A 26,069-nucleotide genomic window follows, 5' to 3' on the forward strand; every position below is an offset into this window, starting at 1 on the left:
CAATTTCATTCAATACACCCGCTTGCCCCACCGCCTACACTGCCGGCTTGTTTCCTGCATTGAGGTGTGTGATGTCCACTCCCTGGCTGATGTCCATCGTGCTGTTTGCCCTGGCGGGCGCCATTTCGCCGGGGCCGGTCAACCTGCTGGCCACGGCGGTGGGGTCGCAGGCGGGGTTTGTCCGGGCGCTACCGCATGTCAGCGGGGCCAGCCTCAGCTATGTGCTGATTGTCTGGCTGTCCGGCGTTGGCCTGCAGCAACTGTGGCACACCTGGCCGGCGCTGGGGGCGATGCTGCCGTATGCCGGGGCGGGCTATGTGCTGTATCTGAGCGGCAAGATTGCCCTGGCCTCACCCAGTTCACCCCAGGATGCCAGCGCGCCGTGCCTGCCTGGCTTCTGGCAGGGCGTGTGCTGCCAGACGCTCAACCCGAAAGCGTGGTGGGTGGCGATGTCCGGGGTGAGTGTGCTGGTGGGCAGCGGGCCGGACAGCGCCGGGCGGCTGGCGGTGTTTTGCGCCATTTCCGGCGTGATATGCTGGGGATCGGTGGCCTGCTGGGCGGCGCTGGGCCAGTTGATCCGCCCCTGGCTGGCGCAGGCCGGCCATCAGCGCTGGTTCAATCGGGGCATGGCGCTGGCCTTGCTAGGGTCGATGGTGCCCATGCTGCTGCCGGCCTCGCAGTAAGCGGCAGCACCCTGCGCCCGATTGATCTCGCCCCACAGAGGAACCACCCGCACATGCACGATCCGACCCTCAGCTTGCAACGTAGCGCCGTGTTGCCCTGGGTGGAAATGCGCCAGGCCAGCCGCTCGTCGGCGTGTTACCACCTGCACAGTCATGATGAGTTTTCTTTTGGCGTGATTGACGCCGGCACGGCGCGCTACCTGAACCATGGCGGCCAGCATGCCATCGGGCCGGGCATGACCGTGCTGATCAACCCCGGCGTGGCCCATGCCTGCAATCCGGCGGCTGGGCAATGGTCGTATCGCATGCTGTTTGTCGATACCGCCTGGGTGGGCCAGTTACAGGACGAACTGCCCGGCCTGCCGCGCCAGGACTACACCCCATTTGCCCGCCCACACCGCGCCGATCCGGCAGCGGCGCAGGCGTTCAGCGCGCTGTTTGCCGGCCTGCAGCACGCCGGTTCAGCGCTGGCGCTGGAAGCCGGATTGATTGATTTTCTGGCCCGTTATGGCTTTAACCTGCCCGCCGACCCCGATCACACCCGCCCCGACGCCAGCCCGCCGGTGCAGCGGGCGCGAGACTGCATCATGGACCAACTGGCCGAACCGCTGTCGCTGGGCGAACTGGCCAGCAGCAGCGGGCTGAGCCGCTACCAGCTGATTCGCCACTTCAAGCACCGCTACGGCCAGACCCCGCACGCCTACCAGATTGACCAGCGCATCAACCGCGCCAAGCAGCTGCTCAAGCGCGGCGAACGGATTGCCGACGTGGCGCTGCAGCTGGGCTTTGCCGACCAGAGCCATTTCCAGCGCCAGTTCAAGCAGCGGCTGGCCACCACGCCGCGCCATTACCAGCAGTGTTTGCAGAGGGTATCGGGGGAAACGCGCTTACGCTGCCCGCAGCCAGCCCATCAGCCCGCGCCGGCGCGGTAACAGCGCCACTCCAGCCGACGCCACCAGTTCTTCGATCAGCACCGGGTTGGCACGCGGCTGCCTGGCCTGCGCCGGCTCACGCCGGCCAGTGGGCATCAACCGGCGCAGGCCGTTCTCCACCTGCAAACGGTATTCTCCGGCACAAGACGGGCACAGCACGGTGTCGCCATCCCCCTGGTGTCGCAACAGCGGAATGATTGGCCCGCAGCCTGGGCAGGTTTGCAGCGGCAGGCCGGGCTCACTGTGGCCGACAATATGCGCCAGCTGTCCTTCCCGCCCCAGCGCAATAAACAGCAAGCCCAGCTCACGATCAAACTGGCTGCCCAGATGCTCCTCGATGATATGCAGCGCACGGGCAATCGGCATGCCGGCCCGGTAGGGTCGCGAGCTGGTCATGGCGTCAAATGCATCGGCAATGCCCACGATGCGCGCCACCAGCGGAATGGCGTCGGCCTTGCGGCCTTGTGGATAACCCCGCCCATCCGGCGTTTCGTGATGCAAGAGCACGGCATCCATCGCCAATTCAGCCAGCGGATGACCGGCCAGCAGATCGGCCCCCACCTGGGGATGGGTCTTGATGATGTCGTATTCTTCGTCAGTCAGCCGGTCGGGTTTGTTCAGCACCGCATCCGGTACGCCAATCTTGCCCAGATCGTGCAGGAAACCGCCCAGGGCAATGCGTTCCACCTCCAGCACAGACAGGCCGCTGGCCTGGGCCAGCAGGCGGGAAAATTGCGCCACCCGCCACAAATGCCCGCCGGTGTAAGCGTCACGCGCCTCCACCATCATGGCCATGGTGTACAGGGTTTTGAGTAGGTCGTGCGGGGAAGGGGCGGACATGGCGGGTCTCCGGTAAGGTGGCGGCGCAACGCCGGCCAGATAGACTATCGGGCCGGGTACCTGGATGAGTCGTGCGGGCAAGACAAACCTGACAGCCGCCGATGAAAAAACCCTGAATGCATTGATCGGCATTCAGGGTTCGGGGGCAGAGTCCTCTGCAAAAGCGGCGCGTTCCGCCAAGCAGGCAGCAGTTGCGCTTACAAACTCTTGTCCATCATCCAGTACGGATAATTGCCCAGCATCGAGCGGTTAAAGCCGGCTTTTTTGTACAGCGCCAGCCCTGGTTCGTTGTCCGGGCGCACTTCCAGGGTCATCTTGCAGCAGCCCATTTCCCGGCCACGCACCGCCACCGCGTCAATCAGCCGGTGGCCAATGCCCTGGCCGCGATGGCTGGGCAATACCGCCAGATCGTGGATATTGATCAGCGGGCGGGCCTGAAAGCTGGAAAAACCGATGAAACACAGCGCCAGCCCCACCGCTTCTTCGCCCTGAAATGCCAGAAAAATCAGCTTGGACGGGTGGGCAATCAGCGCCGGAATCAGCCGTTCGCGCACGTCGGGGGTGAGGCTTTTGCCGCCGCCGATGATGTCGCTGGCGTAGCTGTCCACCAGTTTTACCACTTCGGCAGCGTCATGGGCGTCGTCCAGACGGGCTTCTCGGATCAGCAGGGAAGAATTGGGCATGGTCAGCGGGGTTCCAGCAGATTAAGTTCATTGGCCACCATTTGCGCAAAGCTGTCGCGTTCGCGGATCAGGCGTGGCTGGCCGTTTTCCACCAGCACTTCGGCAGCGCGCGGGCGGGTGTTGTAGTTGGAGCTCATGGTGGAGCCATACGCGCCAGCGGACATCACGGCCAGCAGCGCGCCTTCCTCTACCGCCAGTTGGCGGTCTTTACCCAAAAAGTCGCTGGATTCGCACACCGGGCCGACCACGTCCACCAGATGCGCCGGGCCATCGGTCTGGCTCACCGGCACGATATCGTGCCAGGCGTCGTACAGCGACGGGCGCATCAGGTCGTTCATCGCCGCATCGACAATGGCAAAGTGCTTGGTTTCACCCAGCTTGAGGTATTCCACCCGGGTCAGCAGCACGCCGGCGTTGCCCACCAGCGAGCGGCCCGGCTCCATCAGCACTTTCAGGTTGCGGCCCGCCAGCTTATCGCGCACCGCCTGGGCGTAGCGGTTCAGGTCGGGCGGGGTTTCGTCGCGGTAGCGAATGCCCACGCCGCCGCCGATGTCCAGGTGGTGCAGGGTGATGCCGTCCTCGGCCAGTTGGTCCACCAGCAGCAATAAGCGGTCCAGGGCGTCCAGCAGCGGGCTGAGGTCGGTCAGCTGCGAGCCGATGTGGCAGTCGATGCCCACCACGTCCAGATGCGGCAGCGCGGCGGCGCGGCGGTACACCTCGCGGGCGCTGGCGTAGGCAATGCCAAACTTGTTGTCTTTCAGGCCGGTGGAAATATACGGGTGGGTTTTGGCGTCCACATCCGGGTTGACGCGCAGGCTGACCGGCGCGCGCCGGCCCAAGCTGCCAGCCACCTGGTTGAGCCGCTCCAGCTCGTTGACCGATTCCACATTGAAGCACAGCACGCCGGCTTCCAGCGCCAGGCGCATTTCGGCCGCGGTTTTGCCTACCCCGGAAAACACCACGCGCGCGGCGTCGCCGCCGGCGGCCAGCACGCGCTGCAGTTCGCCACCGGACACAATGTCAAAGCCGGCACCCAGGCGGGCAAAGTGGCGGATGATCGACAGGTTGGAGTTGGCTTTCAGCGCAAAGCACACCAGATGGTCCTGGCCGGCAAAGGCAGTGGCGTAGTGGGCAAAGCTTTCGGTCAGCGCATCGGCAGAATAAACAAAGCTGGGCGTGCCAAAGGTGTCGGCAATCTGGGTCAGCGCAACGGTGTCCACGCACAGGGTGCGGTCTTGGTAGTCAAAATGCGAAATCACGGGGCATCCAGGGCATCAGGGTTGGAGGGGCTTGGCCGCCGGGGCGGGCGTGGGTGCAATCAGCGGGCCTTTATAGCCGCAAGCGCCCAGCGCAAGACATAGCGCAGTGGCAAGGCAGAGCATTCGCATGGCGGTCTCCGGGCAGTAGCGCCTTCTGTGGCACAATCACGAAAACCTCAATCATACCGGTATTCCCGGCCCATATCATGCCGCGCCGCCGCATTGCCAGCCCGGCGTGGCGGCCAAACCGACCAAGAGACCCATCCCCATGACCGAAAGCGAATTTCTCAATGTGTCCGATGCCCTGTTTGAGCGCATCCAGTCGGCGCTGGACGCCGCTGGTGCCGAGGTGGAAAGCCTGCTGCAGGGCAATGTGCTGGAGCTGGAGTTTGACGACGGCAGCAAGGTGATCGTCAACCGCCATGTGCCCAACAGCGAAATGTGGCTGGCCGGCAAGTCCGGCGGGTTTCACTTTCGCCAGGATGCCAGCGGCAACTGGCTGGACACCCGCGATGGCGGAGAGTTCTTTGCCCGGCTGGCGACCATGATCAGCCAGCAGTCCGGCCAGGCGTTCTGTTTTTAAGCGTGCTGGGCCTATCTGCCGCCGACTGGGCGCTGGCCGGACTGGCGCTGTCGGCATTTACCTCGGCCACCATCCTGCCGGGCAATTCCGAGCTGGCGCTGGCGGCGCTGCTGCATTATCAGCCCCAGCTGCTGTGGCAGGCGGTGATGGTGGCCAGCGTGGCCAACACCGCTGGCGGGCTGACCAGCCTGTGGCTGGGCCGGCGCGCGCCGGCAGTCACCACGCCGGGCCGGGCGCTGCGCTGGCTGCAACATTATGGTGCGCCCATGCTGCTGCTGTCGTGGGTGCCCTTGCTGGGCGATGCGCTGTGCGTGGCAGCCGGCTGGCTGCGTCTGGCCTGGTGGCCGTGCGTGCTGTGGCTGACGCTGGGCAAGACACTGCGTTATCTGCTGCTGGCCGGCGCGCTGGAAGGCTTATAATCCCACCACGCCCGCTGTAGGCCACGCTGTCAGCGGGCGTGCGGCGGGCATGCTCCGCCCTCATCGCCAACGCCTGGCCGTTGGCTTTATCCTGACCCACCCGCTGAAAAATTCATGTCCCGACATATCCCGCGTAAACGCTTTGGCCAAAACTTTCTGCAAGACCCACGCACCATCGAAGACATTGTCGATGCGGTCAATCCGGCGCGTGACGACCTGGTAGTGGAAATCGGCCCCGGCCTGGGGGCCATTACCCGGCCCTTGCTGGCGCGGCTGAACCATCTGCATGTGGTGGAAATCGACCGCGACATCATTGCCCGCCTGCGTCGTACCTTTACTGCCACGCAGCTGACCATCCACGAAGGCGACGCACTGGCATTTGACTTTGCCGCGCTGGGCACGCCGCTGAAAATCGTTGGCAACCTGCCGTACAACATTTCCACCCCGTTGTTGTTTCACCTGGCCAGCTTTGGCACGCAAGTCACCGACATGCACTTCATGCTGCAAAAAGAAGTGGTCGACCGCATGGTGGCCGAACCGGGCACGGCGGACTATGGCCGGCTGTCGGTGATGCTGCAGTACCGCTTTTACATGGAGCGGATGCTTGATGTGCCGCCCGAAGCATTCGACCCGCCGCCCAAGGTGGATTCTGCCGTGGTGCGCATGATTCCGCACCCCACCCTGCCGCATCAGGCCCAGGATGAACAGCAGCTGGCACATATTGTGCAGGTAGCGTTCGCCCAGCGGCGCAAGACCCTGCGCAACAACCTCAAGGGCGTGCTCGACGACGAGGGCTTTGCCACCCTGGGCATTGACCCCGGCATTCGCCCGGAAAACCTGCCGGTGGGCGGCTTTGTCGCCATCTGTAATTATCTGACGGCGCAGCCTGGTGGTGCCGTGTAAACGTGCTGCAGCGCAGCTTGCCAAGCAGGGGCTTTGCCCGCAGAATCTGCGCGGTTTTGCCGGGGGGTGATCCTCCCTGGGCAACAGTTCGGGGTTGACGTGGCGCAAAGGCAGCGCCGGGCCCGGTGGCTAATCGGTGGGGTGCGCGCACCCCGTGCGCTGGCCGGGCGTTTTGCAAGGAAATGCAATGATTCGTTTCGTGAATGTGCACAAGTGGTTCCACAAGCTCCATGTGCTCAATGAGGTCAACCTTGAAGTCAAGGCGGGCGAAGTGGTGGTGGTATGCGGGCCGTCCGGCTCGGGCAAGTCCACGCTGATTCGCACGGTTAACCAGCTGGAAGCGATTTCCTCCGGGGAAATCTGGGTGAACGGCCACAATGTGGTCGACCCCAAAACCAACCTCAATGCACTGCGCACCGAAGTGGGTTTTGTGTTCCAGCACTTCAATCTCTACCCGCACCTGTCGGTGCTGGACAACATCACTCTGTCGCCGATTCAGGTGAAAAAGGTCAACCCCGCCGCCGCCCGCACCCTGGGCGAGCAGTTGCTGGAGCGGGTGGGCCTGGCGCACAAGCGCGACGCCTTTCCGGCCCAGCTGTCTGGCGGCCAGCAGCAGCGCGTGGCCATTGCCCGTGGCCTGGCCATGCAGCCCAAGGTGATGCTGTTTGACGAGCCCACCAGCGCGCTCGACCCGGAAATGATTGGCGAAGTGCTCAAGGTGATGAAGGACCTGGCCGAATCCGGCATGACCATGATGGTGGTCACCCACGAAATGGGCTTTGCCCGCGAAGTGGCCGACCGCGTGGTGTTTGTGGACCACGGCCAGATTATCGAAGAAGCGCCGCCTGCCGAGTTCTTTACCCGACCCCAGCACGACCGCGCCAAGCAGTTTCTCAAGCAGGTGCTGTCGCCCATGCACCAAAGCGAGTAAACCCCGCCCTGCCCCGATTTTTTGTGCTGCCCAGCGGGCAGCATCCGTGCTTTGCCCAAGGAGAACTTATGCGCACCCCGATCCGCTTTACCGCTCTGGCGATTGCCACTGCCCTGTGTGCCACCCCAGCCCTGGCCGACGACCTGCCAACCCTGCAAAAGATCAAGAGCAGCGGCACCATCGTCGTCGGCCACCGCGAATCGTCGATCCCGTTCTCCTACCTGGATGGCAACCAGAAGCCGGTGGGCTACTCGATGGACCTGTGCAATAAAGTGGTCGAAGCGGTCAAAAAAGAACTGAAAATGCCGGCGCTGGTGACCAAGCTCACCCCGGTCACCTCGCAAACCCGCATTCCGCTGATGACCAACGGCACCATCGACCTGGAATGTGGCTCGACCACCAATTCGCTGGAACGGCAAAAGCAGGTGGCGTTTGGCGTCACCACCTTTGTGTCGCCGGTGCGCATGGTGGTCAAGGCCGATTCTGGCATCAAGTCGCTGAGCGACCTCAACGGCAAGGCCGTGGCCACCACCACCGGCACCACCTCGGACCGCTACATCAAGCAAAACGAGAAGGGCCAGAGCATTGACGTGAAAAACGTCTACGGCAAGGACCACGCCGAATCCTTCCTGATGGTGGAAACCGGTCGCGCGTCGGCGTTTGTGATGGACGAAGTGCTGCTGGCCGGCTTTATTGCCAGCGCCAGGAACCCGAAAGACTTTGCCCTGGCCGGCCCGGCGCTGTCCACCGAGCCGTACGGCATCATGCTGCGCAAGGACGACCCGCAGTTCAAGGCACTGGTGGACAAAACCCTGACCGACCTGATGAAGTCGGGCGAAATCAACAAGATTTACGCCAAGTGGTTCACCAGCCCGATTCCGCCGAAAAACGTTAACCTGAACCTGCCGATGAATGCCCAGCTGCAGGAAGCGATCAAGAACCCGAACGACAAGGGCATCTGACCCTACCTGGCGGTGTGCGCACCCCCCGCGCCACACCGCCCGGTGACCCCGGCAACCCTTCCCCCGTTGGCCCGCCTGTCGCATTCGCCCCAGCCCCGACGGGGGCTTGCTTCACCTTGAGCAAACAAACCATTGAAGCAGCAGCGGTTTCCCCGCCGGACCAACATGGCGCGGGTTTTGCTGGACGATAGGCATGCACCCCTGCCACCCCCACGCCCCCGATCTGGCCACCCTGGCCCAGTCTGACCAGCCCGCCGGCTGGCTGACCGGCTTTGTCGCCCGCGATTACCCCAAGGGCTATTTACTGGCCAGCCCCGGTGAACGCCGCGATCAGGTGTTTGTGGTCAAATCTGGCCGCCTGCGGGTGTATCTGGCCGGGGAAAACCGCGACCTCAGCCTGAGTTTTCTGGAAGCCGGCGATGTGTACACCACCCACACCCCCACTTACGTGGAAACCGTGACGCCCAGCGTGCTGTGGTGCATCGACACCGCCGACTTTGCCCGCCAGCTGGCGGTAGACCCTTCATTCACCCCAGTGATGATGCGCGTGCTGGGCCGGCTGCTGCGCAATGCGGTGACGCTGATTGACGATCTGGCGTTTCGCGAGGTGCCGGCCCGGCTGGCGCGGTTTTTACTCGGTTTGGTCGATCGACGCGGCCAGCCGCATCCGCAAGGCTGGCTGATTCCGCTGGAGCTGGGCACCGAAGACATTGCCAGCCTGCTGGGCAGCACCCGGCAAACCGTGTCGCTGCTGCTGAATCAGTGGGTGCGCGATGGCATTCTGGCGCGGCCAGGCCGCCGGCAATTGCTGGTGCTGTCGCGTCAGGCGCTGGCCGATTTGTCAGCCAGCTGACGGACGCCGGCACTGGGGCCAGGGTAAAGTGGGGCCAACCCACTGAACCAGGAGAAGCACCATGTCCCAGTCGTCCAGTTGCGCCTGCCGCCAACCCGCCGCCCCCGACCGTTACGTCAGCTTCAAGGATATTGATTGCGACGGCAATGCCCGCCGGATCATGGACTGCATCGCCCGCCACATTGCCATCCCAGAACGCAACAACGCCTTTTGGGAATACTTCATGAAAAAACGTGAGGGCGGCACCGGGCCAAAACCGGATGACCTATTCCTGATTCACTGCAATATCAACCAGGTGCGCGAACTGTTTGAAACCTGGGATGACCAGCAGGCGCTGGAATGGCTGATGCAGCTGGAAGAAGAGTGCTGCTGACCCGAACCGGGTGAGAGGGGGCAGGCAAGCCCGCGCTGAACGCGGGCCGGGGCCCGTTTGAGCCCCTCGCCCAGGCTTACGCCTTCAGCAACTTCTCGATCTGCGCATGCAGTTCGTTAAAATCCGGCTCACCCAGATAGCGCTTGACCACCTTACCGTTCTTGTCGATCAGGATGGAGGTTGGCGTCAGGCGGATTTCACCAAACGCCTTGGCCATGCTGCCCTGATTGTCCAGGGTGACGAAAAACGGCAGCTTGTGCGCGCTGGCGTATTCGCGGACAAACTCCGGCGGATCGTAGCTCATGGCCACGGCCACGGTCTGGTAGCCCTGGCTGGCGTATTTCTGGTGAGTATCCACCAGTTGCGGCATTTCCTTGATGCAGCCCGAGCAGCTGGTGGCCCAGAAATTCACCAGCACCACCTTGCCGCGCAGCTGTTCCATCGAGCTGGCTTCGCCCGCCAGCGAGCTGAACGCCAGCTGCGGAGCCTGGTCGCTGCCGCCCCCGCGCAACCATGCGCCCGCGCCCAGAACCCCCGCCAGCACGGCGACGATCATGACCCATTTTTTCATGCTGTTAACCCCTGAAAATAATGCCGGCCCGGCACACCGGCCAGTCCGGTTGACCCGCCTGATGGCCGGGCGTTCCCTGTCGGACGGATTTTACCTGCTTGGCGCAGAAACCGGCCCCCACCTTAGGCGGGGGTGCCCGGTTCGATCATGGATTCCAGCATGCTTCTGGCTTCACCTTCGATCACGATGGCTTTGTTCTGTTTTTCATCAAACAGCACAAAGGTGATGTCGGCTTCGGACACCACCGTGCTCATGTCGTCCAGGGTGATGCGCTGGTGGATGATGGCGCTGCGGTTGGACAGCGAGCTGACCCCGGTATGCACAATCAGCTGCTCGTTCATGAAGGCCGGGCGACGGTAGTTGATGTTGATGTTGACCACCACAAACGCCAGGCCAGACTGCACAAACCAGTCCAGGCCATGGGTGGCTTCAAAATAGGCCCAGCGGGCTTCTTCCAGAAACTCCAGGTAGCGGGCGTTGTTAACGTGGCCATACAGGTCGAGGTGATAGCCACGGACTTTGATCGGGGTGTGATGCATGACAGCGCTCCGGTTAAGCGCGGCGAACAAAATCCGGCGCAGCGTAGCGGTCCTGGCCAGGCACGCGGCCACAGACAGTACGGGCAGCCAGGAAGGTTTTGTTAGCCGATCCAAGGAAAAAATGGCGTAAAAACAGGCAGAGTAACAACGTCACCTGCCTGCAGGATGCCTGGCCTTCTCAGTTTAAAACAAATGTATGCTTCAAGTATGCTGATCCGGCCACAAAAACCGTTTCAGGCATCCTTGCCGTCATCGTCGCCGTCCAGATCCAGCTCGGCAAAGGCTTCGCGCTCCAGCGGCTCGCTCACCAGGTCGGTCAGCACCGAGTGGACTTCCACGTCAAACCATTGCTGAAACAGGTTGGGCGTGCGTTTTTCCGGCCACAGGGTATCGTCTTCGCACCAGTCGGCCAGTTCGGCGTCAAAAATGCTGCGCCAGTGGCTGCGGATAAACTCGCGGGCGTCTTCAAAATCTTCTGCTGGCGGAATCAGCAGGGCATTGCAGTCCTGACGCAGCGCGTGCAGGGTCAGGGTTTCATCTTGTTCAAACGGCAGGCTGTTGAGCCAGTCAAAAAATGGCTGTTTCGGTTTTACAATGGCTACGCTGCGATTCACTTCATACATGGCAGATCTCCGAGGCAGGGGTATTCCAATGGGCATGAAAGCCGACAAGGCCGCCCGAAAGGGGCGGCCAGGCGGAATTCGCACGGCGAACGTCTCTGGTGTAACACCCTACAGCACGCGGTACAAGTCCTGTCGGGGTGCGGTGCCAGAGCCTAGCGGCGCTTATTCTGCGGCGAGCTGGTTCTCACGGGTAAAAGTCCAGGTGCGCACAATGCGCAAATAATCAAAATCGCGTTTCAGCGCTTCCGGAAAGGCCGCGTATGGGGCGGCCAGTTTGACAATGCGCCGGGCGGCTTCGTCGAGTTCGGCATGGCCGGAGCTGCGGTCCACCCGCACGGTTTTCAGGCTGCCGTCGGCGTTGATTTCCACGCTGAGAATCAGGCTGCCGTACACGCCATTGCGTCGGGCTTCTTCCGGGTAGTTCAGATTGCCCACCCGCTCGATTTTCAGCCGCCAGTCTTCCACATAGCGGGCAAAGCGGTATTCGCGGGTGCGCCCGCCAAAGTCGGCGCGGCGCGGGCGTGACTGCAGGGCGCTGCTTTTTTCAGCAATTTCGCCTTCCAGCCGGGCAATTTCCCGCGCCTGCGCCAGCAGGTCGGTTGGATTCAACCCTTGCCCGCTATGCTGTGGCGATTGCCGGGCAATGGCCTGCTGCGGGCTGGGCCGGCTTTTGGCGGTGGAAATCACTTCGCTTTCGCTGGGCGGCGTGGCCGCCACCGAGGGGCGCGGGCTTTGCGCCACCTTGGGCAACGGCGCATCCTGGCGCTGGCCCGTCGCCGGCAGCGGCGTGCGGCTGCGCAAGCCGGGGTCGATGGTGTTGCCCGCGCCGTTCAGATTGGCCTGCGCCAGCGCATCGGCCTTTTTCGGCGCTTCGCTGTGCCGGCTGTTGACCAGCACCACGTCCAGGGTGCGGTCGGCAAACCAGCTGCGCGGATCGGGCGGCACAAAGCGCACGCCCCACACCAGAATCAGGTGCAGCAACAGGGAAACACCCAACGCCAGCGCCAGCGTGCGAGGGAGCAGAAAAGAAGGAGCAGCAAGCCGGGCGGTCATGACGGGTAGGGAGGCCGAGTCAGTCATGCGGGCAAGTGTAACACGGCAGGACGATGGCTCACGGTGCGGGCGAAGGGCAGGTTGTTGCATGCAGCGTGGTGACCTGACGCTTTGTCCGTCCACCACGCCGGCGATACAGCGCCTGGAGAAAATCCCAGCGCAGAAAGTCTCTTCCCCGAGGTGCCTCCGCGCCGCTCGGGAAGGACGATTTTTCAGATTGTCCTTACGCCAGCAGGCTGCGCAACATCCACGCGGTTTTCTCATGAATCTGCAAGCGCTGGGTCACCAGGTCCGCCGTAGATTCGTCCGCTGCCGCATCCGCCGGGGCCAGCAGCGCACGCGCGGTGCGGCACACCGCTTCGTGGCCTTCCACCAGCAGGGTGATCATGTCGGTCGCCGCCGGCACGCCAACCACTTCCTTGATGCTGGCCAGCTTGGCAAATTCGCTGTAGGTGCCCGGAGCCGGATAGCCCAGAGTGCGGATGCGCTCGGCCACCATGTCCACCGCCATCCACAGCTCGTTGTACTGTTCTTCAAACATCAGGTGCAGGGTGCGAAACTGCGGGCCGGTGACGTTCCAGTGGAAGTAATGGGTGCGCAGATACAGGGTGTAGGTGTCCGCCAGCAGGTGACACAGCCCCTGGGCAATGGCGGCGCGTTCAGGTTCGGCAATGCCAATATTGACGGCTTGCATAGACGGGACAGTTTTGGCTTTGGCCATGAGCAGCTCCTGGATTGGGTTAGAATTCAACGCATGAACGAGACAGACTGGTTGACACTCTCCGGCACAACGGCGCGCCTGACCCTGCACATTCAGCCAGGGGCAAAAAAAACGGCAGTGGCCGGACCACATGGTGATGCACTGAAAATCCGTCTGGCCGCGCCGCCGGTGGACGGCAAGGCCAATGCGGCGCTGCTGGCATTTCTGGCCGATTGCCTGAAGCTGCCCAACCGCGCGGTCACCCTGCGCAGCGGTGATACCAGCCGGCGCAAGGTGGTGGAGGTACAGGTTGGCGGGCTCAGCGCCGAGGCCATTCGCGCGGCGCTGGCAGCAGGCTGACCCCGGCAAGCCAGCGTAGACAGCATGACATGACTATTGGGCTGGCGGCCAGATTTACCAAGGGGGCGGCACGGATTTATCACGATTGTGCCAGGACACCCGCTTGCCCTCTGCTTGCCCTGTCCGCGCGCTAGCCCAGCGCCGTGACCACCTGCTGCACAACCGGCCCCCACTCCCCTTGCCGGGCCTGACGGAAAATCCGCAGGCTGGGGTAGCTGTCGCACTGCTCGCCGCTTAGCCCCCAGCGCCAGTCGGGCACCTGCTGCACCAGAATCCAGCTGGGCACTCCCAGCGCGCCGGCCAGGTGGGCCGGGCCGGTATCCGTGGTAATCAGCAGGTCCAGCTGGCTGAGGATGGCGGCGGTGTCGGCAAAGTCGCGCAACTCACTCCCCCAGGCCTGCCAATGCAAACCCGCTGGCGGCGGGCGCTGGCCTTCGCTACCCATTTGCAGGCTGATCCACTGAACATGGCCCACTGCTGCCAGCGCTGCCAGCTCGGCATGCGGCAGCGAGCGGGTGGGGTTATTGCCGTTCAGCGGATTGCCACTCCAGATCAAGCCAATTTTGCGCCCCGGCGGCAAGGCGGCCATGCGCTCGGCCCACGCCGGTAGCCGGCTGGGGTCGGGGCGCAGATAGGGGGTGAGATACCCCAGGGTGTCATCACTGGCATCCGCCAGATGCGGCAGGCTCATCAGGGGGGCCCAGTAATCCACGGCATGGGCTTCGGCCATGACCTGTTCCGGCAGCAGCAAACGATGCACGCCAGGCACGCCCTGCGCCATCACGGGCCACAGCGCCGGCACCACGGTCAGCCACACCTGCGCGCCCCGCATGGCCAGCAGTTGCGCGTAGCGGCAAAACTGCAGGGTGTCGCCGTGGCCCTGCTCGGGAATCAACAGCACGGTTTTGCCGCGCAGCGGCTCACCCTGCCAGCGCGGTGCGGCCAGATTGGGCAACGGGGCCATTTGCTCGCAGCTAAAACGCCATTCGTATTCCCGCCAGCCAGATTCAAACTGGCCGCACAGCAAATCCAGATGGGCCAGATTGACATGCAGCTGGCCATTGTCCGGCTTGAGCTGGATGGCCCGTTGCAGCGCCAGGCGGGCGTCGTCCAGCCGGGCGAGCTTTTCCAGCGCACAGCCCAGGCAGGACCAGCCGTCGGCCAGCTGGGGATAACGGCGGGTGATGTCCTCGGCCAGCCGGGCGGCTTCGGCGTGCTCGCCCAGCGTGTTCAGCGCATCGCTGAGCATCAGCTGGAGGTTGACCGACTGCGGGCATTGCTGATGCGCCTGGCGCAGGCAGGCGGCCTGTTCGACAAACTGGCCCTGGATTTCACAGATTTGCCCGAGCAGCATCCAGGCGGATTCGTGGTTGGGGGCAATTTCCAGCGCCTGGGTCAGCACCTGGGTCGCCTGGGCGTACTCGCCCAGCTGGCTGAGCACGATGCCCAGATTGGTGCGGATTTGGGCGTGGGTGGCGTCCAGCCGGGCCGCCTGCACCATCAGCTGGGCCGCGTGTTCCAGCTGGCCGTGGCGGCTGGCCACCATGCCCAGCAGGTTCCAGGCCATGGCCGATTCGGGCCACAAGGCAAGCACGTCGCGGGAACATTGCTCACATTGATCAAGCTGGCCAGAAGCCCAGGCAGCTTCGGCCTGGTTCAGCAACGCGGCAATCTGCGCGGTGGGCGGCGGGGTAGCGGGCATGCAGCCATCCGTAACGGGACGAAGAAGCCTGTCACGTTAGCGGGAAGCCTGGCGGCTGACAACTGCGGGAGAGAATAAAGCCTGGAAGCTGCGCCGCCCCGGCAGGGCGACACAGCCAAAACCGTTTAGCAGCGCTTAGCCCAGCACCGCCAGCGCAGCGCCGTAGTTGGGTTCTTCGGTAATTTCTGCCACGCGCTCGGCGTACAGCACCTGATTGTTTTCATCCAGCACCAGCACCGCACGGGCGGCCAGACCGGCCAACGGGCCGCTGCTCAGCGCCACGCCATAATCGGCCAGAAATGCCGCGCCGCGCAGGGTGGACAGGGTTTTCACCTGTTCCAGACCTTCTGCGCCGCAAAAGCGTTTTTGCGCAAACGGCAGGTCGGCAGAAATGCACAGCACCACGGTATTGGCCAGCTGGCCAGCAGCGACGTTGAACTTGCGCACCGAGTTGGCGCATACCGGGGTGTCCACGCTCGGGAAAATATTCAGCACCTTGCGCTGGCCGGCAAACGCCGCCAGCGGCACGTCGGCCAGATCGGCACCTACCAGGGTAAAGTCGGGTGCGGCGCTGCCCACGGCGGGAAAGTGGCCTTGTACGTCGACCGGGTTGCCTTTTAAAGTCACACTCATCTGCTTGCTCCAGGAAGGTTGGCCACGCCGTCAAGCACGGCGATATGCCATGTAGTGTGCGATATTGCCGGGAAATTGCAACCTTGCTGGCAGTGGGGGTTTGCCCACTGACAGCAGAGGGCCGCCTCTGCGCCCGGCCATGCTCAGCAGGGTTATTGATCGCCCGGCAGGCGTTTTTTCGGATCGTCCACCCGGCTGAACTCGCCTTCGATCACCGAATCATTGGCCGCGCGCGGCGGCTCACCGCCCATGCCCGCGCCCAGATCCGGGCCGCGCAATGGCAGCAGCAGCACCAGGGCTATCAGGTCGCTGAAGACCCCCGGGAAAATCAGCAGCACGCCAGCCAGCATAAAGCGCAGCGGCCACAGCATCTGGTACAGCGACATCTGCCCGCCGGCATTCAGCGCCCCCCAGGCGGTGAGCAGCATGCCCAGGCGCTGGTTGCGCAAAATCCACAGGCCGGCCAGCGCGCTGACAATCAGCCACAGCAGCACGGCCAGGCCGCCAATGCGACCGGCCAGCACAATCAGCCCAACCAGCTCAATCAAGGGAAATGCCAGTAAAATCCATCCCAACCTGCGCATGAAAGCCTCTTTCTGATGACTCAAGATATTATGCTGCCGTTATGCAATGCACCGGACGCCGACTGCGCCCGCCGCTTGGCTCATGCGCTGGTTTCCCAGCGGCTGGCCGCCTGTGTGAACCTGTTGCCGGAGGTCGAGTCTGTTTACCACTGGCAAGGCCAGCTGGAATCGGCCCGGGAAATCCCCCTGCTGTGCAAAACCACCCGGGCGGCACTGCCCGCGCTGATTGACACACTGACGGCCCTGCACCCCTACGAGGTGCCGGAAATGCTGGCCTGGCCAATCAGCGACGGCCTGCCGGCTTACCTCAATTGGGTGGCGGATGAAGTCATTTCAAGCCCCCGTGAACGGAAAACTGCATGATGAATGTCCTTTGCACCGCCTGGTGCCGTGGCTGGCGCGGCCTGCTGATCTGGCTGGCGCTGTGCTGGCTGGCGTGGCCAGCCCAGGCGCTGGACCCGAACGACCTGCTGCCCCCGGAGAAGGCTTTCCGGGTGGAGGCACAACTGGACGGACACACGGTGCGGCTGCAGCTGCGCATTGCCGACGGCTACTATCTGTACCGCAGCAAGCTGGCGCTGTCCAGTGCTCCCACCGGGCTGCTGCCTGCCCCAGCCTGGCCCAGTGGCCAGCGCAAGCATGACCCGTTTTTTGGCGAAACCGAAATCTATCGCGGCATGGTCAGCGTCACCCTGCCCCGAGACAGCGTCTGGCCAGAGCAGGCCACCCTGCTGCTGAAGCTGCAAGGCTGTGCTGACGCCGGGATTTGCTACCCGCCGGAACAGCGCCAGTTGACGCCTGGCGCGCGGCCAGTCAACTGGTGGCAGCAAGGCAGTGCGCCTGCCAGCCCGGCGGAAGGCGGTGCCCTGAATCAGCTCAGCCTGCCAGCATTGCTGGCTTCTTTTTTTGTGGCCGGGCTGGGCATGGCGCTCACCGCCTGCCTGTACCCGATGCTGCCGATTGTCTCGGCGATTGTGGCCGGGCAGGGCAGCCAGCTGACCCGCGCCAAGGGCTTCTGGCTGTCGCTGGCCTATGTGCAGGGGCTGGCGGCCAGTTATGTGCTGGTGGGGGTGGCCGCCGGGCTGACCGGCAGCCTGCTGACCGTGTGGCTGCAACAACCGGCAGTGATCTTGTCCGCCGCTGCGCTGATGGTGGTGTTTGCCTTGGGGATGTTTGACCTGATTCCGATCCAGCTGCCCAGTGGACTGCAATCGCGGCTGACTCAGGCGTCTGGCCGGCTGAGCGGGGGGCGGGTGCTGTCGGTGTTTGCCATGGGCGCATTGTCGGCGTTGATTGTCGGGCCGTGCGTGGCACCGCCGCTGGCGGTGGCGCTGGGCTATATCGGTGCCAGCGGCGACGCCTGGCTGGGCGGGGTAGCGCTGTACGCGCTGGCGATGGGGCTGGGGGCACCGCTGCTGCTGGTGGGCACGCTGGGTGGCCAGGTGCTGCCACGCGCCGGGGTATGGATGAACCGGGTCAAGGCTGGCTTTGGCGTGGTGATGCTGGCGCTGGCGGTGTATCTGGCCGCGCCATTCTTGCCGGGCTGGCTGCCGTTGCTGCTGTGGGCCGCCATTGCCCTGGGCAGCGCGCTGGCGCTGTGGCGGCTGCGGCGCTGGTCGGCGCGGCTGCTGGCCAGCGCAGCCAGCACACTGGCGGTGCTCTGGCTGATTGGTGCAGCCACTGGCGCGTACCAGCCGCTGCACCCGCTAGCGGCGCTGGGTGGCCAGCCGGCGCATCGGGCGTTTCCGCCGTTTACCCGCATTGCCGACAGCACTGAGCTGGACACACGCCTGAGCCAATCCCGCCAGCCGGTGTTGCTGGATTTTTACGCTGACTGGTGCGTGGCGTGCAAGGAAATGGAAGCCGACACCTTCCCCGATCCGGCGGTCAGCGCCCAGTTGCAGCGCTTTGTCCGCCTGCAGGCCGACGTGACGGCCAACCGCGCCGAACACCAGGCGCTGCTCAAGCGCTTTGGCCTGTATGGCCCACCCGGCATTATCATCCTGGCCCCGGATGGCCGCGAATTGCAGCGCGTGGTAGGCTTTGTCCCGCCGGCAGAATTTGCCCGCCTGCTGGCCGATGTGCGCCTGCCCTGAGGCCCGCGCCAGCGCGTTGGCGTGAACCCCTTGTCGGGTGCTCCCGCCAACGCGCCCACCGGCCTCGCCATCGGCCAACCTTGCCATCTCTGCCTGCCGCCCCCCGAGCGGGCATCTGCTGGATACGTTCATCCTATGTTTAGCGGTATTGTATTGGCCATCAGCGCCTGCCTGGTCTGGGGGCTGGGCTTTGCGGCCCCATTGTGGGTGCCCGAGTTTTCCCCGGCGCAACTGAGCGCCGGGCGGTTTATTGCCTTTGGCGCATTTTCGGCGCTGCTGTGCCTGCGCTGGCGACCGCCGCCGCTGGCCCACGCGCTGTGGCGGCAAGCGGCACTGGGCAGTGTGGTGGGCAATCTGCTGTACTACCTGTGCCTGGCCAGCGCCATCCGCCTGATTGGCGTACCACTGCCCACGCTGATTGTTGGCATGCTGCCCGTTACGCTGGCGCTGGCGGCCAATCTGCACGGAGCGGAACAGCGCTGGGCCAAACTGTTGCCGTCACTGGCCTTGATTGGTGCCGGCCTGCTGGCGGTCAATCTGGATGCACTGCATCAGTTGCCCGACAACGGCCTGTGGGATTATCTGGCCGGCAGCCTGCTGGCACTGGGCGCACTGGCCTGCTGGACCTGGTTTGGCCTGATGAACGCCCGCCTGCTGCGCGCCGGCACGCTGAATGCCAGCGTGTGGAGCGCCATGCTGGGGGTGGCTGTTCTGCCCTGCGCGCTGCTGCTGGGGCTATGGGCATTTGCCAACACGCCCAGCCAGCCGGTAGATGCCTGGCTGCGGCTGATTGCCGTGTCGGCCATCACCGGGGTGGTGGGTGGCTGGCTGGCGTCGTGGCTGTGGAATCAGGCCAGCGTGCGCCTGCCGGTCACCCTGGTGGGTCAGCTGATTGTGGTGGAAACCCTGGCCGGCATTGGTTATGGCCAGTTATACACCGCCAGTTGGCCAGCCTGGCCGCTGCTGCTGGGAGCGGCATTGATGGTGGCCGGGGTGGTATGGGCGCTGTCAGCGGCAAAAAACGCTTGACACGGCTTTTCAGTGGGCGTAAATTACGGCCTCTCTTGTGGGTCGTTAGCTCAGCGGTAGAGCAGCGGACTTTTAATCCGTTGGTCGAAGGTTCAAATCCCTCACGACCCACCAGAGCAAAACTTCATGGTATAATGGAGTTCAGGTTGGGTTGTTAGCTCAGTTGGTAGAGCAGCGGACTCTTAATCCGTAGGTCGAAAGTTCGAGCCTTTCACAGCCCACCACCCGATTTTTTAAAAAGGCCAGCCTTGGTTGGCCTTTTTGTTTCCCCGCCTTCACGGGTCAAACGCAAGTTTGACCCCGAATGGGCCCATGTAGCTCAGGGGTAGAGCACTCCCTTGGTAAGGGAGAGGTCGGCAGTTCAATTCTGCCCATGGGCACCAAGCTTTCTGGTTCGCCAGACACAAAAAACCCGTCATGCTTCTGCTGACGGGTTTTTTGTTGTCCACAGCCGCACCTTGCGGAGCGTTGCCCGGTCAGGACAACGCTCGCTCACGCAGCGCAAGGCTTATTCTACCCAACCCACCTTGCTCATCTCCACCGGCCCGGCACCAATCATGTCCTGGTAACACACATACAGCGACAATAGCACCCACGGCACCCACAACAGCAAGCCCACGCCAAACGCCATGATCGACAACACCGCGCAGCTGCCCATCACCACGCCGTAGAGCAAAAACGCCGGCCAGTTGCGTGCGGCAAACAGCAGGCTCAGACGCATGGCCTCAATGCCACTTTGCTGCTCAAAATACACCAGCGCCGGGGCCAGCCAGTAGGCCATCATCAATGGCAGCGCCAGCACCAGCACCACCAGGCCCAGCTCCATCAGGCTGGCTTGCGCCTCCGGGGTCAGTTGGGCCAGCGCCTCGCCGCTGGGTGCCACGCCCAGCAATACTGCCATCAGCGCCACGCCGATGCCCAGTGCGCAAAACACCACCAGATACCAGATGCCAATGCCCAGCAGCGCCGCCGTGCCCTGGCGAAAGCCGGTAAACAGGTCGGCCAGCTCAGGCTCCTGGCCATGCGCCAACTTACCTGCCACCACCAGAAACCCGACCGACAAAATCGGGCTGAGCAAGGACACCATCAGCCCGCCCAGCAGCGGAATCAGGTTCAGGCCCAGCATCAGGATAAAGTACACCACACCAAACAGCACCATGGTCAGTGGCTGTTCTCGAAACAGATAAAACGCCTCCACACACCAGCGCCAGCCGCGTAAAGCAGGCACTCGGGGAAGCGGGCGGCGCGAAGATTCCGGCCAGTCGTCAGGCATGAGACACTCCAGAGTTCAGGGATTCAACATCCCGTAGTATGACTGATTCCCCGCTGCCCAGCGAAAAGCCGGGATCAACCGGAAAAACATTGGCATGAAAATAGCCGCCGGGCCGGGACACATCCACCTGTGGATAAAGCTGTCCACAGCTTGCGCACATCTTGTGGATAAGTGACACACCAGATGCACCTCCGCTGCGCTCAGTAATCGCCCCAGCACAGCTGCATGGCCGCCACCGCCGCCAGCGCCGCTGTTTCGGTGCGCAACACCCGTGGCCCCAGGGTCAGCGCCGTCCAGCCGGCGGCAATGGCGGCGTGTTCCTCGGCGTCGGTCAGCCCGCCTTCCGGGCCGGCCAGCAGCCAGGCCGAGGCGGGGGCCGGCAGCTGACGCAGCTGCACGCCAGCCTGCGGCGACAACAGCAGCCGGGTGCCCTGCTGCGCCACCTGGCTGGCCAGCCAGGCGTCCAGACTGAGAATCGGGCGGACTTCCGGCACGCTGTTGCGCCCGCACTGTTCGCAGGCAGACAGCACAATCTCCCGCCAGCGCAGCAGCCGCTTGTCGGCGCGCTCGCCGCTCAGGCGCACAATCGAACGCTGGGTGGCCACGGGCTGAAACACCTGAACCCCCAGTTCCACGCCTTTTTGCAGGGTAAAATCCATCCGGTCGCCGCTGGAAATCCCCTGCGCCAGGCCCAGTTGCAACGGCGACTCGCGCGACACCGCCAGTGCCGCGCCCAGCTGCACCGCCACCTGCCGCTTGCCCACCGACAGCACCGTGGCCGGGTATTCGTATCCGGCTGGATCGCCATTGAACAAGGTCAGTGCGTCGCCGGGGTTCAGCCGCAGCACCTGCACATGGCGCACCACGGCATCGGGCAGGGACAGCGTGGCATCGGCAAACAGCGGCTGGTCAACAAAAAAGCGGGGCATGGTGGGTCATCCGGCAAAAGAAGCCGGTATTTTGCCCGATTGCACCGGGTTTTTCTGCGCTGCTGCCGGCAAATGAACGCATCCAGACCGCCAGTGTGTTCGATGCCGCGCATCTGCCAGGGTGTTTTGCCCAAAACCCGAAGCATTTCGCTGCCAATGTGACAACTTATCCAGACGGCAAACGCTGGCTATGGCACACTTTGCATTGCAGCATTCTGCCCGGCCCAGCCCGGTGCAGCAGACTGCGCCAAGGGCTCGCAGGGGATGCGCCAGGCCGTACCACGCCAGGCATACCCGCCGCCCCGCGCCCGCACAGACGGGACACACTCATTCATATGGCGAGAGGGAAAGTGATCCATGCAGGTGGTCGATCAGGTGATCCAGACATTGCGCGACATTGCGCAAACCGAAGTCATGCCGCGCTTTTTACGGGTGGAGTCCACCCGTAAATCGGATGGCACCCTGTTCACCGAAGCCGACCTGGCCACCCAGCAGGCACTGGCGCGACGCCTGCCGGAGATTTTGCCCTACCCGGTGCTGGGTGAAGAAATGACGCCCGACGAACAACACGCGCTATGGGATGCCAACCCGGACGGGCTGTGGGTGGTCGATCCCATCGACGGCACCACCAACTTTATCCACGGCCTGCCCTACTTTGCCATTTCCGTGGCGCTGATGCGCCAGGGCCGCAGCGAGCTGGGGGTGATTTACAACCCGGTGTCCAACGAAATGTTCTACGCCTGCCGGGGCAGCGGCGCCTACATGAACGGCACCCGCCTGCCACTGAAACCCGCCCCGGCGCATATGGGCGATACCATTGCCGCCGTGGAAGTCAAATACCTGCGCAGCGGCAAGCTGGGCACCCGGCTGACCAGCCTGGCCCCGTTTGGCAGCCAGCGCAGCCTGGGCGCTTCCACCATCGACTGGTGCTATCTGGCGGCAGGCCGCTACGACCTGTATCTGCACGGCGGCCAGCGGCTGTGGGACTACGCGGCGGGCATTGTGATTCTGGAAGAAGCCGGCGGCCAAGCGTGCACACTGGATAGCGACGATTACTGGCAAGGCCCGCTGTGGCACCGCTCGGCAGTGGCGGCGCTGGACCCGAATCTGTTTGAACAGTGGCGGCGCTGGGTGAGGAATAATCAGTAAAGTTGGTTTTGAAGGCCACAGGCCGGTTTTGTCAACGCACATTCACGCAGCGGATGCTCCGGGCACTTCAAATGCTGCTGCAATGCATGCGCAGATACTGGCAGCCACGCTGGCATTGGCCAGCACCGGAAACGCCTCTGCCAGCTTGTTGGAGATCTGGCCGCCATTGCCTTTAATTGACCGGATAATCCGGTCAATATCCTGGTTTGGCCCTTCGACAATCTCCTTGATGGCATTCCTGGCGTTATCCCATGCACGCAAAAGCCTGGCTTCTTCCCGCATTTCCAGCCGGATGGTCCTATCGATCAGTTCTGCCAAGTATTCTACATGCTGGGTCAGGTCGAGATAGCGCCAAGCGGGAAGGGCGTCATCGTAGTCGGTAAACATGAAATTTGACGAGATACGGTCATCATACGTTCGGACCGGGCGCTTGAACGCATAGCATCCACTATACCGGGCCATAAATGGCCTGGAGAACCATTCCAGCACGGTATCGTACCTGGCCCGATCTTGAGGTTTGTGGGTGATGGTGGCCGAGATAGGCAGAATATAGGGTTTGGGCACAGCACCATCGCGGCGCAAGCTATCGTTAATCAAAAAGCGGTGAATTCTGCCGTTTCCATCAGCCAAAGGGTGGATGTACACAAACCCAAACGAAATAGCTGCCGCCCTGGCAATCGGTGAAGCCCCCTGGGTGTGCTCGATAAACATTGCCATGCCACGAAGCATGGCATCAAGCGCATCCCAATGGGGCGCGATGTAGTGCACCACTTCTTGAAACCCGGAAGTTTCCCCCACAAAAACAGGAGACTTCCTCAGCCCGAAATGGCTGAAGGTGGAGTTGTCGCCAATGATCTCCCGTTGCAGCTCGGTCAGCGCCTCCCGGTCGAGAGGAGACAGCAGCACCCCACAGCGTCGTTCCATCACCGCCGCAAAACGCTGGATGCGATCAACCTTATCAGCCTCCCGTTCAATCTGAAAACTGGCCCGGCTTTCCTTGACGGTCAGCCAAACCGCGCTGCGCATCAAAATATCCGTGCCGTATTCAGCCTGCAGCGCATCCAGTTGCTTGGCGCAATCGTAGCGCTCCGCCTCAATCACCGCCTGGGTACGGCGGATTGTGGGGCAAAAGTCGCGACTGCCGGGCAGGTTGTTGCGCACTCGCCAGCGCGGGTGGTTCTCAGGCCGGGTGCGCGTCAGGCTGGTGTCGGGGTTGATGGCATGCACATAATTCCCGCCAGTAACCGCCTTGACCCCACCCAGCTCCCGACCCATGAGCCATTCCCAGAGAAAACCCACGCGGCGAGCGTATTGCCCGGTGCGCTCACGGTTCATCCAGTCGGCAATATCCATTTCCGGCACCCGGGCAAAGAGGCGGGACAGAAACTCCAGATGCACACCTTCGTGCTTGATCGCAAAGGTCAGGTGTGCGGTCAGGGTGTCTTCCGGACGCATGTTTGCCGTGTAAATTTCACGGGTAATGTGATCGTTGTGGATTGTTCGTCGCGAGGGGCCGATTTCGCTGGTCACCGGCGGGGCTTGCACGGTGTCGATGCCGTAGCGCGCGGCCAGCCACTTGTAGCCGATCCAGTCCGCCATGCCCCTCCCTGTGCAAAAACGATTAAATCGATGTAATTTTGTTTACAGAATGCGCATCATCAATAAAAACCATTAAAAACGCGTGGTAAAAAGCACAACCCAGCACACTCAACAGCCAGAGATCCCCGCCCGTGCGGGGATAACCGTTTTTTCAGCGCGTCTTACCGCAATTGCGCAAACGCGTCCCGGGCAAAGGTTTTCTCGCAGTACTTGCACTTGAGCCGCACTTCGCCATCTTTCTCGCTCACCCGAAACGATGTTTCCACCGGCTCGGTGGCGGTGATGCAGTTGCTGTTCGGGCAGCTGAGCATGCCGTCCACCGTTTCCGGCACGCCCAGCGACAGCTTGGTTTCCACCTTGAAATCCTTGATCACATTCACCGTGGCGTTAGGGGCAAACAGCGCCAGCTGGTTGGCTTGTTCCTTGGTGAAGGTGATGTTTTCCACCTTGATCAGGTCTTTTTTACCCGTGCGGCGGCTGGGCAGGTTAAAGCCGATATAAATGCGCTCGCCGCTTTCCGACATGCGGAACAGCTTGAGAATGCGCCGGCCCTGACCGGCGGGGATATGGTCGATTACCGTGCCGTTTTCCAGCGCTTCCACCTTGAGCGTGTGTTCCATCATCGCGTTTTCTCCGACTTACAGGGTTTCGTTCAGCACCAGCGCCAGCAGGGCCTGGCGGGCAAATACGCCGTTTTGCGCCTGCTGGAAATAGTAGGCATACGGGGTGGCGTCCACATCGGTGGCAATTTCGTCAATGCGTGGCAGCGGGTGCAGCACCTTCAGATTGGGCTTGGCCCCTTCCAGCATGCTGGCGTCCAGCTTGTACTTGGATTTCAGGTGCTGGAATTCGGTTTCTTCAAAACGCTCTTTCTGCACCCGGGTCATGTACAGAATATCCAGCTCCGACACCACTTCCTCGATGGTTTCCACCAGCTGATACTGAATACCGTGGGCATCCAGCTGCTCGCAGATATAGTCCGGCATGGCCAACGCCTCGGGGGCGATAAAGTAGAACTTGCAGTTGAACAGCGCCAGCGCCTGCGCCAGCGAATGCACGGTGCGGCCATATTTCAGATCACCGACAAACGCCAGGGTCAGGCCGTCGAGCTTGCCCTGGGTTTCGTGGATGGTGAACAGATCCAGCAGGGTTTGCGACGGATGCTGGTTGGAGCCATCGCCGCCATTGATCACTGGCACGCTGGAGCATTCCGACGCCAGCCGCGCCGCGCCGTCTTTCGGGTGGCGCATCACAAAGGCATCCACATACGAGGAGATGATGCGCACCGAATCGGCCATGGTTTCGCCTTTTTTCGCCAGCGAGGTGTTCCCGCCATCGTCAAAGCCAATCACCGTGCCACCCAGACGCTGCACGGCGGTTTCAAACGACAGCCGGGTGCGGGTGGACGCTTCAAAAAAGCAGCTGGCCACCACTTTGTCCTTGAGCAAATCAGTGCGTGGCGTGCGCTTGAGCTGTTGGGCAGTGGCAATCACGGTTTCCAGGTCGTGCCGGGTCAGGTCGGCAATGGAAATCACATGTCGCTGGTACAGGGGATTGCTCATTTCGGGATCCTTGGATCAACGGTTGGCGCAAAACGGCGGCAGCAGTCGCCGGCAGGCTGCGGGGCGAAAAAAAGCCCCTGCTGCAAGAGGGGCGTTCCGGATCAGGCACCGCGCATGGCAGGCAGATCACGCTGGGCAACACACATGGCGCAGGCTCCGGACGGTTGATACCGGCATTATACCCTTGCCGGGGACAGTTATGCACCGCGACACCCCACGCAGCGCACAGAAAAAAAGAGCCCGCCC

31 protein-coding genes and 3 tRNA genes are annotated in these 26,069 nt (G+C 62.9%); 17 read left to right on the forward strand and 17 right to left on the reverse strand.

Annotation, left to right across the window (positions count from 1 at the left end; genetic code table 11):
• Window positions 1–71: 71 nt before the first annotated feature.
• Entirely contained in the window at window positions 72–683 is a 612-nt protein-coding gene (locus BXU06_RS15055; RefSeq protein ID WP_077301412.1) for a LysE family translocator, read from the forward strand.
• Between the two features lie 53 nt (window positions 684–736).
• The gene (locus tag BXU06_RS15060; protein ID WP_077301415.1) at window positions 737–1,615 is read left to right on the forward strand and encodes an AraC family transcriptional regulator; all 879 of its coding nucleotides are present in this window, start codon (window positions 737–739) and stop codon (window positions 1,613–1,615) included.
• Here BXU06_RS15060 and BXU06_RS15065 read toward each other — a convergent pair.
• From BXU06_RS15065 to BXU06_RS18675, 4 genes are all read right to left on the reverse strand, one after another.
• Complete coding sequence (locus BXU06_RS15065; RefSeq protein WP_077301418.1) at window positions 1,571–2,455, reverse strand: HD-GYP domain-containing protein; 885 nt, start codon at window positions 2,453–2,455, stop codon at window positions 1,571–1,573. The two genes, BXU06_RS15060 and BXU06_RS15065, sit on opposite strands and share 45 nt — an antisense overlap.
• 197 nt (window positions 2,456–2,652) lie before the next feature.
• Window positions 2,653–3,138, reverse strand: coding sequence for a GNAT family N-acetyltransferase (locus BXU06_RS15070; RefSeq protein WP_077301422.1), 486 nt, complete (start codon window positions 3,136–3,138; stop codon window positions 2,653–2,655).
• Between the two features lie 2 nt (window positions 3,139–3,140).
• The gene (gene lysA / locus BXU06_RS15075) at window positions 3,141–4,394 is read right to left on the reverse strand and encodes a diaminopimelate decarboxylase (RefSeq protein ID WP_077302955.1); all 1,254 of its coding nucleotides are present in this window, start codon (window positions 4,392–4,394) and stop codon (window positions 3,141–3,143) included.
• A gap of 18 nt (window positions 4,395–4,412) precedes the next feature.
• Complete coding sequence (locus BXU06_RS18675) at window positions 4,413–4,526, reverse strand: lipoprotein (protein ID WP_374754318.1); 114 nt, start codon at window positions 4,524–4,526, stop codon at window positions 4,413–4,415.
• A gap of 139 nt (window positions 4,527–4,665) precedes the next feature.
• Between BXU06_RS18675 and cyaY the strand changes: the two genes are divergently transcribed.
• The 7 genes from cyaY to cowN all read left to right on the forward strand — a co-directional run bounded on the left by cyaY (window position 4,666) and on the right by cowN (window position 9,421).
• Window positions 4,666–4,980 (forward strand): iron donor protein CyaY, encoded by a 315-nt coding sequence (gene cyaY / locus BXU06_RS15080; RefSeq protein WP_077301425.1) that lies wholly within the window; start codon window positions 4,666–4,668, stop codon window positions 4,978–4,980.
• A 2-nt stretch (window positions 4,981–4,982) separates the two neighbouring features.
• Entirely contained in the window at window positions 4,983–5,399 is a 417-nt protein-coding gene (locus BXU06_RS15085) for a YqaA family protein (RefSeq protein ID WP_077301428.1), read from the forward strand.
• A 114-nt stretch (window positions 5,400–5,513) separates the two neighbouring features.
• Complete coding sequence (rsmA, locus tag BXU06_RS15090) at window positions 5,514–6,302, forward strand: 16S rRNA (adenine(1518)-N(6)/adenine(1519)-N(6))-dimethyltransferase RsmA (RefSeq protein ID WP_077301431.1); 789 nt, start codon at window positions 5,514–5,516, stop codon at window positions 6,300–6,302.
• A gap of 187 nt (window positions 6,303–6,489) precedes the next feature.
• Window positions 6,490–7,233, forward strand: a complete 744-nt coding sequence (locus BXU06_RS15095; protein WP_077301434.1) for an amino acid ABC transporter ATP-binding protein — start codon at window positions 6,490–6,492, stop codon at window positions 7,231–7,233.
• A gap of 68 nt (window positions 7,234–7,301) precedes the next feature.
• Window positions 7,302–8,195 (forward strand): transporter substrate-binding domain-containing protein, encoded by an 894-nt coding sequence (locus BXU06_RS15100; protein ID WP_077301437.1) that lies wholly within the window; start codon window positions 7,302–7,304, stop codon window positions 8,193–8,195.
• Window positions 8,196–8,388: 193 nt separating this feature from the next.
• On the forward strand, window positions 8,389–9,048 hold the full coding sequence (locus tag BXU06_RS15105; RefSeq protein WP_077301440.1) for a Crp/Fnr family transcriptional regulator: 660 nt from the start codon (window positions 8,389–8,391) through the stop codon (window positions 9,046–9,048).
• A gap of 61 nt (window positions 9,049–9,109) precedes the next feature.
• The gene (gene cowN / locus BXU06_RS15110) at window positions 9,110–9,421 is read left to right on the forward strand and encodes a N(2)-fixation sustaining protein CowN (protein WP_077301443.1); all 312 of its coding nucleotides are present in this window, start codon (window positions 9,110–9,112) and stop codon (window positions 9,419–9,421) included.
• 76 nt (window positions 9,422–9,497) lie between these two features.
• Here cowN and BXU06_RS15115 read toward each other — a convergent pair whose 3' ends face one another.
• The 5 genes from BXU06_RS15115 to BXU06_RS15135 form a co-directional block, all read right to left on the reverse strand.
• Complete coding sequence (locus BXU06_RS15115) at window positions 9,498–9,992, reverse strand: TlpA disulfide reductase family protein (protein WP_077301446.1); 495 nt, start codon at window positions 9,990–9,992, stop codon at window positions 9,498–9,500.
• Between the two features lie 122 nt (window positions 9,993–10,114).
• Window positions 10,115–10,531 carry a thioesterase family protein gene (locus BXU06_RS15120; RefSeq protein ID WP_077301449.1) on the reverse strand — a complete coding sequence of 139 codons (417 nt, stop codon included), beginning with the start codon at window positions 10,529–10,531 and terminating at the stop codon, window positions 10,115–10,117.
• Window positions 10,532–10,764: 233 nt separating this feature from the next.
• Complete coding sequence (locus BXU06_RS15125; protein WP_077301452.1) at window positions 10,765–11,154, reverse strand: VacJ; 390 nt, start codon at window positions 11,152–11,154, stop codon at window positions 10,765–10,767.
• A 162-nt stretch (window positions 11,155–11,316) separates the two neighbouring features.
• Window positions 11,317–12,234 (reverse strand): energy transducer TonB, encoded by a 918-nt coding sequence (locus BXU06_RS15130; protein ID WP_171982239.1) that lies wholly within the window; start codon window positions 12,232–12,234, stop codon window positions 11,317–11,319.
• Window positions 12,235–12,430: 196 nt separating this feature from the next.
• Entirely contained in the window at window positions 12,431–12,928 is a 498-nt protein-coding gene (locus tag BXU06_RS15135; protein WP_077301457.1) for a Dps family protein, read from the reverse strand.
• Between the two features lie 33 nt (window positions 12,929–12,961).
• On the opposite strand from BXU06_RS15135, the gene BXU06_RS15140 reads away from it, so the two are divergent.
• On the forward strand, window positions 12,962–13,267 hold the full coding sequence (locus tag BXU06_RS15140; protein ID WP_077301460.1) for a DUF167 domain-containing protein: 306 nt from the start codon (window positions 12,962–12,964) through the stop codon (window positions 13,265–13,267).
• Window positions 13,268–13,397: 130 nt separating this feature from the next.
• Here the strand turns inward: BXU06_RS15140 and BXU06_RS15145 are convergent, their stop codons facing one another.
• The 3 genes from BXU06_RS15145 to BXU06_RS15155 form a co-directional block, all read right to left on the reverse strand.
• Window positions 13,398–14,969, reverse strand: coding sequence for a tetratricopeptide repeat protein (locus tag BXU06_RS15145; RefSeq protein ID WP_077301462.1), 1,572 nt, complete (start codon window positions 14,967–14,969; stop codon window positions 13,398–13,400).
• 135 nt (window positions 14,970–15,104) lie between these two features.
• Entirely contained in the window at window positions 15,105–15,602 is a 498-nt protein-coding gene (gene tpx / locus BXU06_RS15150; protein WP_077301465.1) for a thiol peroxidase, read from the reverse strand.
• 152 nt (window positions 15,603–15,754) lie between these two features.
• Window positions 15,755–16,186, reverse strand: coding sequence for an FxsA family protein (locus BXU06_RS15155; protein ID WP_077301468.1), 432 nt, complete (start codon window positions 16,184–16,186; stop codon window positions 15,755–15,757).
• A gap of 15 nt (window positions 16,187–16,201) precedes the next feature.
• Between BXU06_RS15155 and cutA the strand changes: the two genes are divergently transcribed.
• From cutA to BXU06_RS15185, 6 genes are all read left to right on the forward strand, one after another.
• Window positions 16,202–16,549, forward strand: coding sequence for a divalent-cation tolerance protein CutA (gene cutA / locus BXU06_RS15160; protein WP_077301471.1), 348 nt, complete (start codon window positions 16,202–16,204; stop codon window positions 16,547–16,549).
• Complete coding sequence (gene dsbD / locus BXU06_RS15165) at window positions 16,546–18,282, forward strand: protein-disulfide reductase DsbD (protein WP_077301474.1); 1,737 nt, start codon at window positions 16,546–16,548, stop codon at window positions 18,280–18,282. The genes cutA and dsbD overlap by 4 nt, the downstream gene beginning before the upstream one ends.
• Window positions 18,283–18,417: 135 nt before the next feature.
• Complete coding sequence (locus BXU06_RS15170) at window positions 18,418–19,311, forward strand: DMT family transporter (RefSeq protein ID WP_077301477.1); 894 nt, start codon at window positions 18,418–18,420, stop codon at window positions 19,309–19,311.
• A gap of 39 nt (window positions 19,312–19,350) precedes the next feature.
• Window positions 19,351–19,425, forward strand: a tRNA-Lys gene (locus tag BXU06_RS15175).
• Between the two features lie 34 nt (window positions 19,426–19,459).
• A tRNA-Lys gene (locus BXU06_RS15180) sits at window positions 19,460–19,535 on the forward strand.
• Window positions 19,536–19,619: 84 nt separating this feature from the next.
• Window positions 19,620–19,694, forward strand: a tRNA-Thr gene (locus BXU06_RS15185).
• Window positions 19,695–19,819: 125 nt separating this feature from the next.
• Here the strand turns inward: BXU06_RS15185 and BXU06_RS15190 are convergent.
• Both BXU06_RS15190 and BXU06_RS15195 read right to left on the reverse strand, forming a co-directional pair.
• Window positions 19,820–20,584 carry a BPSS1780 family membrane protein gene (locus BXU06_RS15190; RefSeq protein ID WP_077301480.1) on the reverse strand — a complete coding sequence of 255 codons (765 nt, stop codon included), beginning with the start codon at window positions 20,582–20,584 and terminating at the stop codon, window positions 19,820–19,822.
• A 200-nt stretch (window positions 20,585–20,784) separates the two neighbouring features.
• A complete protein-coding gene (locus BXU06_RS15195; protein WP_077301482.1) occupies window positions 20,785–21,513 on the reverse strand; it encodes a 16S rRNA (uracil(1498)-N(3))-methyltransferase in 729 nt (242 codons plus the stop codon).
• Window positions 21,514–21,870: 357 nt separating this feature from the next.
• Here BXU06_RS15195 and BXU06_RS15200 point away from each other — a divergent pair, with 357 nt between their 5' ends.
• Window positions 21,871–22,662 (forward strand): inositol monophosphatase family protein, encoded by a 792-nt coding sequence (locus BXU06_RS15200; protein ID WP_077301484.1) that lies wholly within the window; start codon window positions 21,871–21,873, stop codon window positions 22,660–22,662.
• Window positions 22,663–22,704: 42 nt separating this feature from the next.
• Here BXU06_RS15200 and BXU06_RS15205 read toward each other — a convergent pair whose 3' ends face one another.
• From BXU06_RS15205 to pyrB, 3 genes are all read right to left on the reverse strand, one after another.
• Window positions 22,705–24,261 carry a Fic family protein gene (locus BXU06_RS15205; protein ID WP_077301487.1) on the reverse strand — a complete coding sequence of 519 codons (1,557 nt, stop codon included), beginning with the start codon at window positions 24,259–24,261 and terminating at the stop codon, window positions 22,705–22,707.
• A gap of 161 nt (window positions 24,262–24,422) precedes the next feature.
• Window positions 24,423–24,884: an aspartate carbamoyltransferase regulatory subunit gene (pyrI, locus tag BXU06_RS15210; protein WP_077301489.1), complete on the reverse strand. Its 462-nt coding sequence runs from the start codon at window positions 24,882–24,884 to the stop codon at window positions 24,423–24,425.
• Window positions 24,885–24,899: 15 nt separating this feature from the next.
• On the reverse strand, window positions 24,900–25,823 hold the full coding sequence (pyrB, locus tag BXU06_RS15215) for an aspartate carbamoyltransferase (protein WP_077301492.1): 924 nt from the start codon (window positions 25,821–25,823) through the stop codon (window positions 24,900–24,902).
• Window positions 25,824–26,069 lie beyond the last annotated feature (246 nt).

The sequence above is a fragment of the Aquaspirillum sp. LM1 genome, from assembly GCF_002002905.1.
In the GTDB taxonomy this organism is placed as follows: Bacteria; Pseudomonadota; Gammaproteobacteria; order Burkholderiales; family Aquaspirillaceae; genus Rivihabitans.

Excerpts from the sequence above, each read along its gene's own strand:
- BXU06_RS15055 (WP_077301412.1), top strand. The coding sequence starts at position 72 with ATGTCCACTCCCTGGCTGATGTCCATCGTGCTGTTTGCCCTGGCGGGC.
- BXU06_RS15060 (WP_077301415.1), top strand. The coding sequence starts at position 737 with ATGCACGATCCGACCCTCAGCTTGCAACGTAGCGCCGTGTTGCCCTGG.
- BXU06_RS15065 (WP_077301418.1), bottom strand. The coding sequence starts at position 2,455 with ATGTCCGCCCCTTCCCCGCACGACCTACTCAAAACCCTGTACACCATG.
- BXU06_RS15070 (WP_077301422.1), bottom strand. The coding sequence starts at position 3,138 with ATGCCCAATTCTTCCCTGCTGATCCGAGAAGCCCGTCTGGACGACGCC.
- BXU06_RS18675 (WP_374754318.1), bottom strand. The coding sequence starts at position 4,526 with ATGCGAATGCTCTGCCTTGCCACTGCGCTATGTCTTGCGCTGGGCGCT.
- cyaY (WP_077301425.1), top strand. The coding sequence starts at position 4,666 with ATGACCGAAAGCGAATTTCTCAATGTGTCCGATGCCCTGTTTGAGCGC.
- rsmA (WP_077301431.1), top strand. The coding sequence starts at position 5,514 with ATGTCCCGACATATCCCGCGTAAACGCTTTGGCCAAAACTTTCTGCAA.
- BXU06_RS15095 (WP_077301434.1), top strand. The coding sequence starts at position 6,490 with ATGATTCGTTTCGTGAATGTGCACAAGTGGTTCCACAAGCTCCATGTG.
- BXU06_RS15100 (WP_077301437.1), top strand. The coding sequence starts at position 7,302 with ATGCGCACCCCGATCCGCTTTACCGCTCTGGCGATTGCCACTGCCCTG.
- BXU06_RS15105 (WP_077301440.1), top strand. The coding sequence starts at position 8,389 with ATGCACCCCTGCCACCCCCACGCCCCCGATCTGGCCACCCTGGCCCAG.
- cowN (WP_077301443.1), top strand. The coding sequence starts at position 9,110 with ATGTCCCAGTCGTCCAGTTGCGCCTGCCGCCAACCCGCCGCCCCCGAC.
- BXU06_RS15115 (WP_077301446.1), bottom strand. The coding sequence starts at position 9,992 with ATGAAAAAATGGGTCATGATCGTCGCCGTGCTGGCGGGGGTTCTGGGC.
- BXU06_RS15120 (WP_077301449.1), bottom strand. The coding sequence starts at position 10,531 with ATGCATCACACCCCGATCAAAGTCCGTGGCTATCACCTCGACCTGTAT.
- BXU06_RS15125 (WP_077301452.1), bottom strand. The coding sequence starts at position 11,154 with ATGTATGAAGTGAATCGCAGCGTAGCCATTGTAAAACCGAAACAGCCA.
- BXU06_RS15130 (WP_171982239.1), bottom strand. The coding sequence starts at position 12,234 with ATGACTGACTCGGCCTCCCTACCCGTCATGACCGCCCGGCTTGCTGCT.
- BXU06_RS15135 (WP_077301457.1), bottom strand. The coding sequence starts at position 12,928 with ATGGCCAAAGCCAAAACTGTCCCGTCTATGCAAGCCGTCAATATTGGC.
- BXU06_RS15140 (WP_077301460.1), top strand. The coding sequence starts at position 12,962 with ATGAACGAGACAGACTGGTTGACACTCTCCGGCACAACGGCGCGCCTG.
- BXU06_RS15145 (WP_077301462.1), bottom strand. The coding sequence starts at position 14,969 with ATGCCCGCTACCCCGCCGCCCACCGCGCAGATTGCCGCGTTGCTGAAC.
- tpx (WP_077301465.1), bottom strand. The coding sequence starts at position 15,602 with ATGAGTGTGACTTTAAAAGGCAACCCGGTCGACGTACAAGGCCACTTT.
- BXU06_RS15155 (WP_077301468.1), bottom strand. The coding sequence starts at position 16,186 with ATGCGCAGGTTGGGATGGATTTTACTGGCATTTCCCTTGATTGAGCTG.
- cutA (WP_077301471.1), top strand. The coding sequence starts at position 16,202 with ATGACTCAAGATATTATGCTGCCGTTATGCAATGCACCGGACGCCGAC.
- dsbD (WP_077301474.1), top strand. The coding sequence starts at position 16,546 with ATGATGAATGTCCTTTGCACCGCCTGGTGCCGTGGCTGGCGCGGCCTG.
- BXU06_RS15170 (WP_077301477.1), top strand. The coding sequence starts at position 18,418 with ATGTTTAGCGGTATTGTATTGGCCATCAGCGCCTGCCTGGTCTGGGGG.
- BXU06_RS15190 (WP_077301480.1), bottom strand. The coding sequence starts at position 20,584 with ATGCCTGACGACTGGCCGGAATCTTCGCGCCGCCCGCTTCCCCGAGTG.
- BXU06_RS15195 (WP_077301482.1), bottom strand. The coding sequence starts at position 21,513 with ATGCCCCGCTTTTTTGTTGACCAGCCGCTGTTTGCCGATGCCACGCTG.
- BXU06_RS15200 (WP_077301484.1), top strand. The coding sequence starts at position 21,871 with ATGCAGGTGGTCGATCAGGTGATCCAGACATTGCGCGACATTGCGCAA.
- BXU06_RS15205 (WP_077301487.1), bottom strand. The coding sequence starts at position 24,261 with ATGGCGGACTGGATCGGCTACAAGTGGCTGGCCGCGCGCTACGGCATC.
- pyrI (WP_077301489.1), bottom strand. The coding sequence starts at position 24,884 with ATGATGGAACACACGCTCAAGGTGGAAGCGCTGGAAAACGGCACGGTA.
- pyrB (WP_077301492.1), bottom strand. The coding sequence starts at position 25,823 with ATGAGCAATCCCCTGTACCAGCGACATGTGATTTCCATTGCCGACCTG.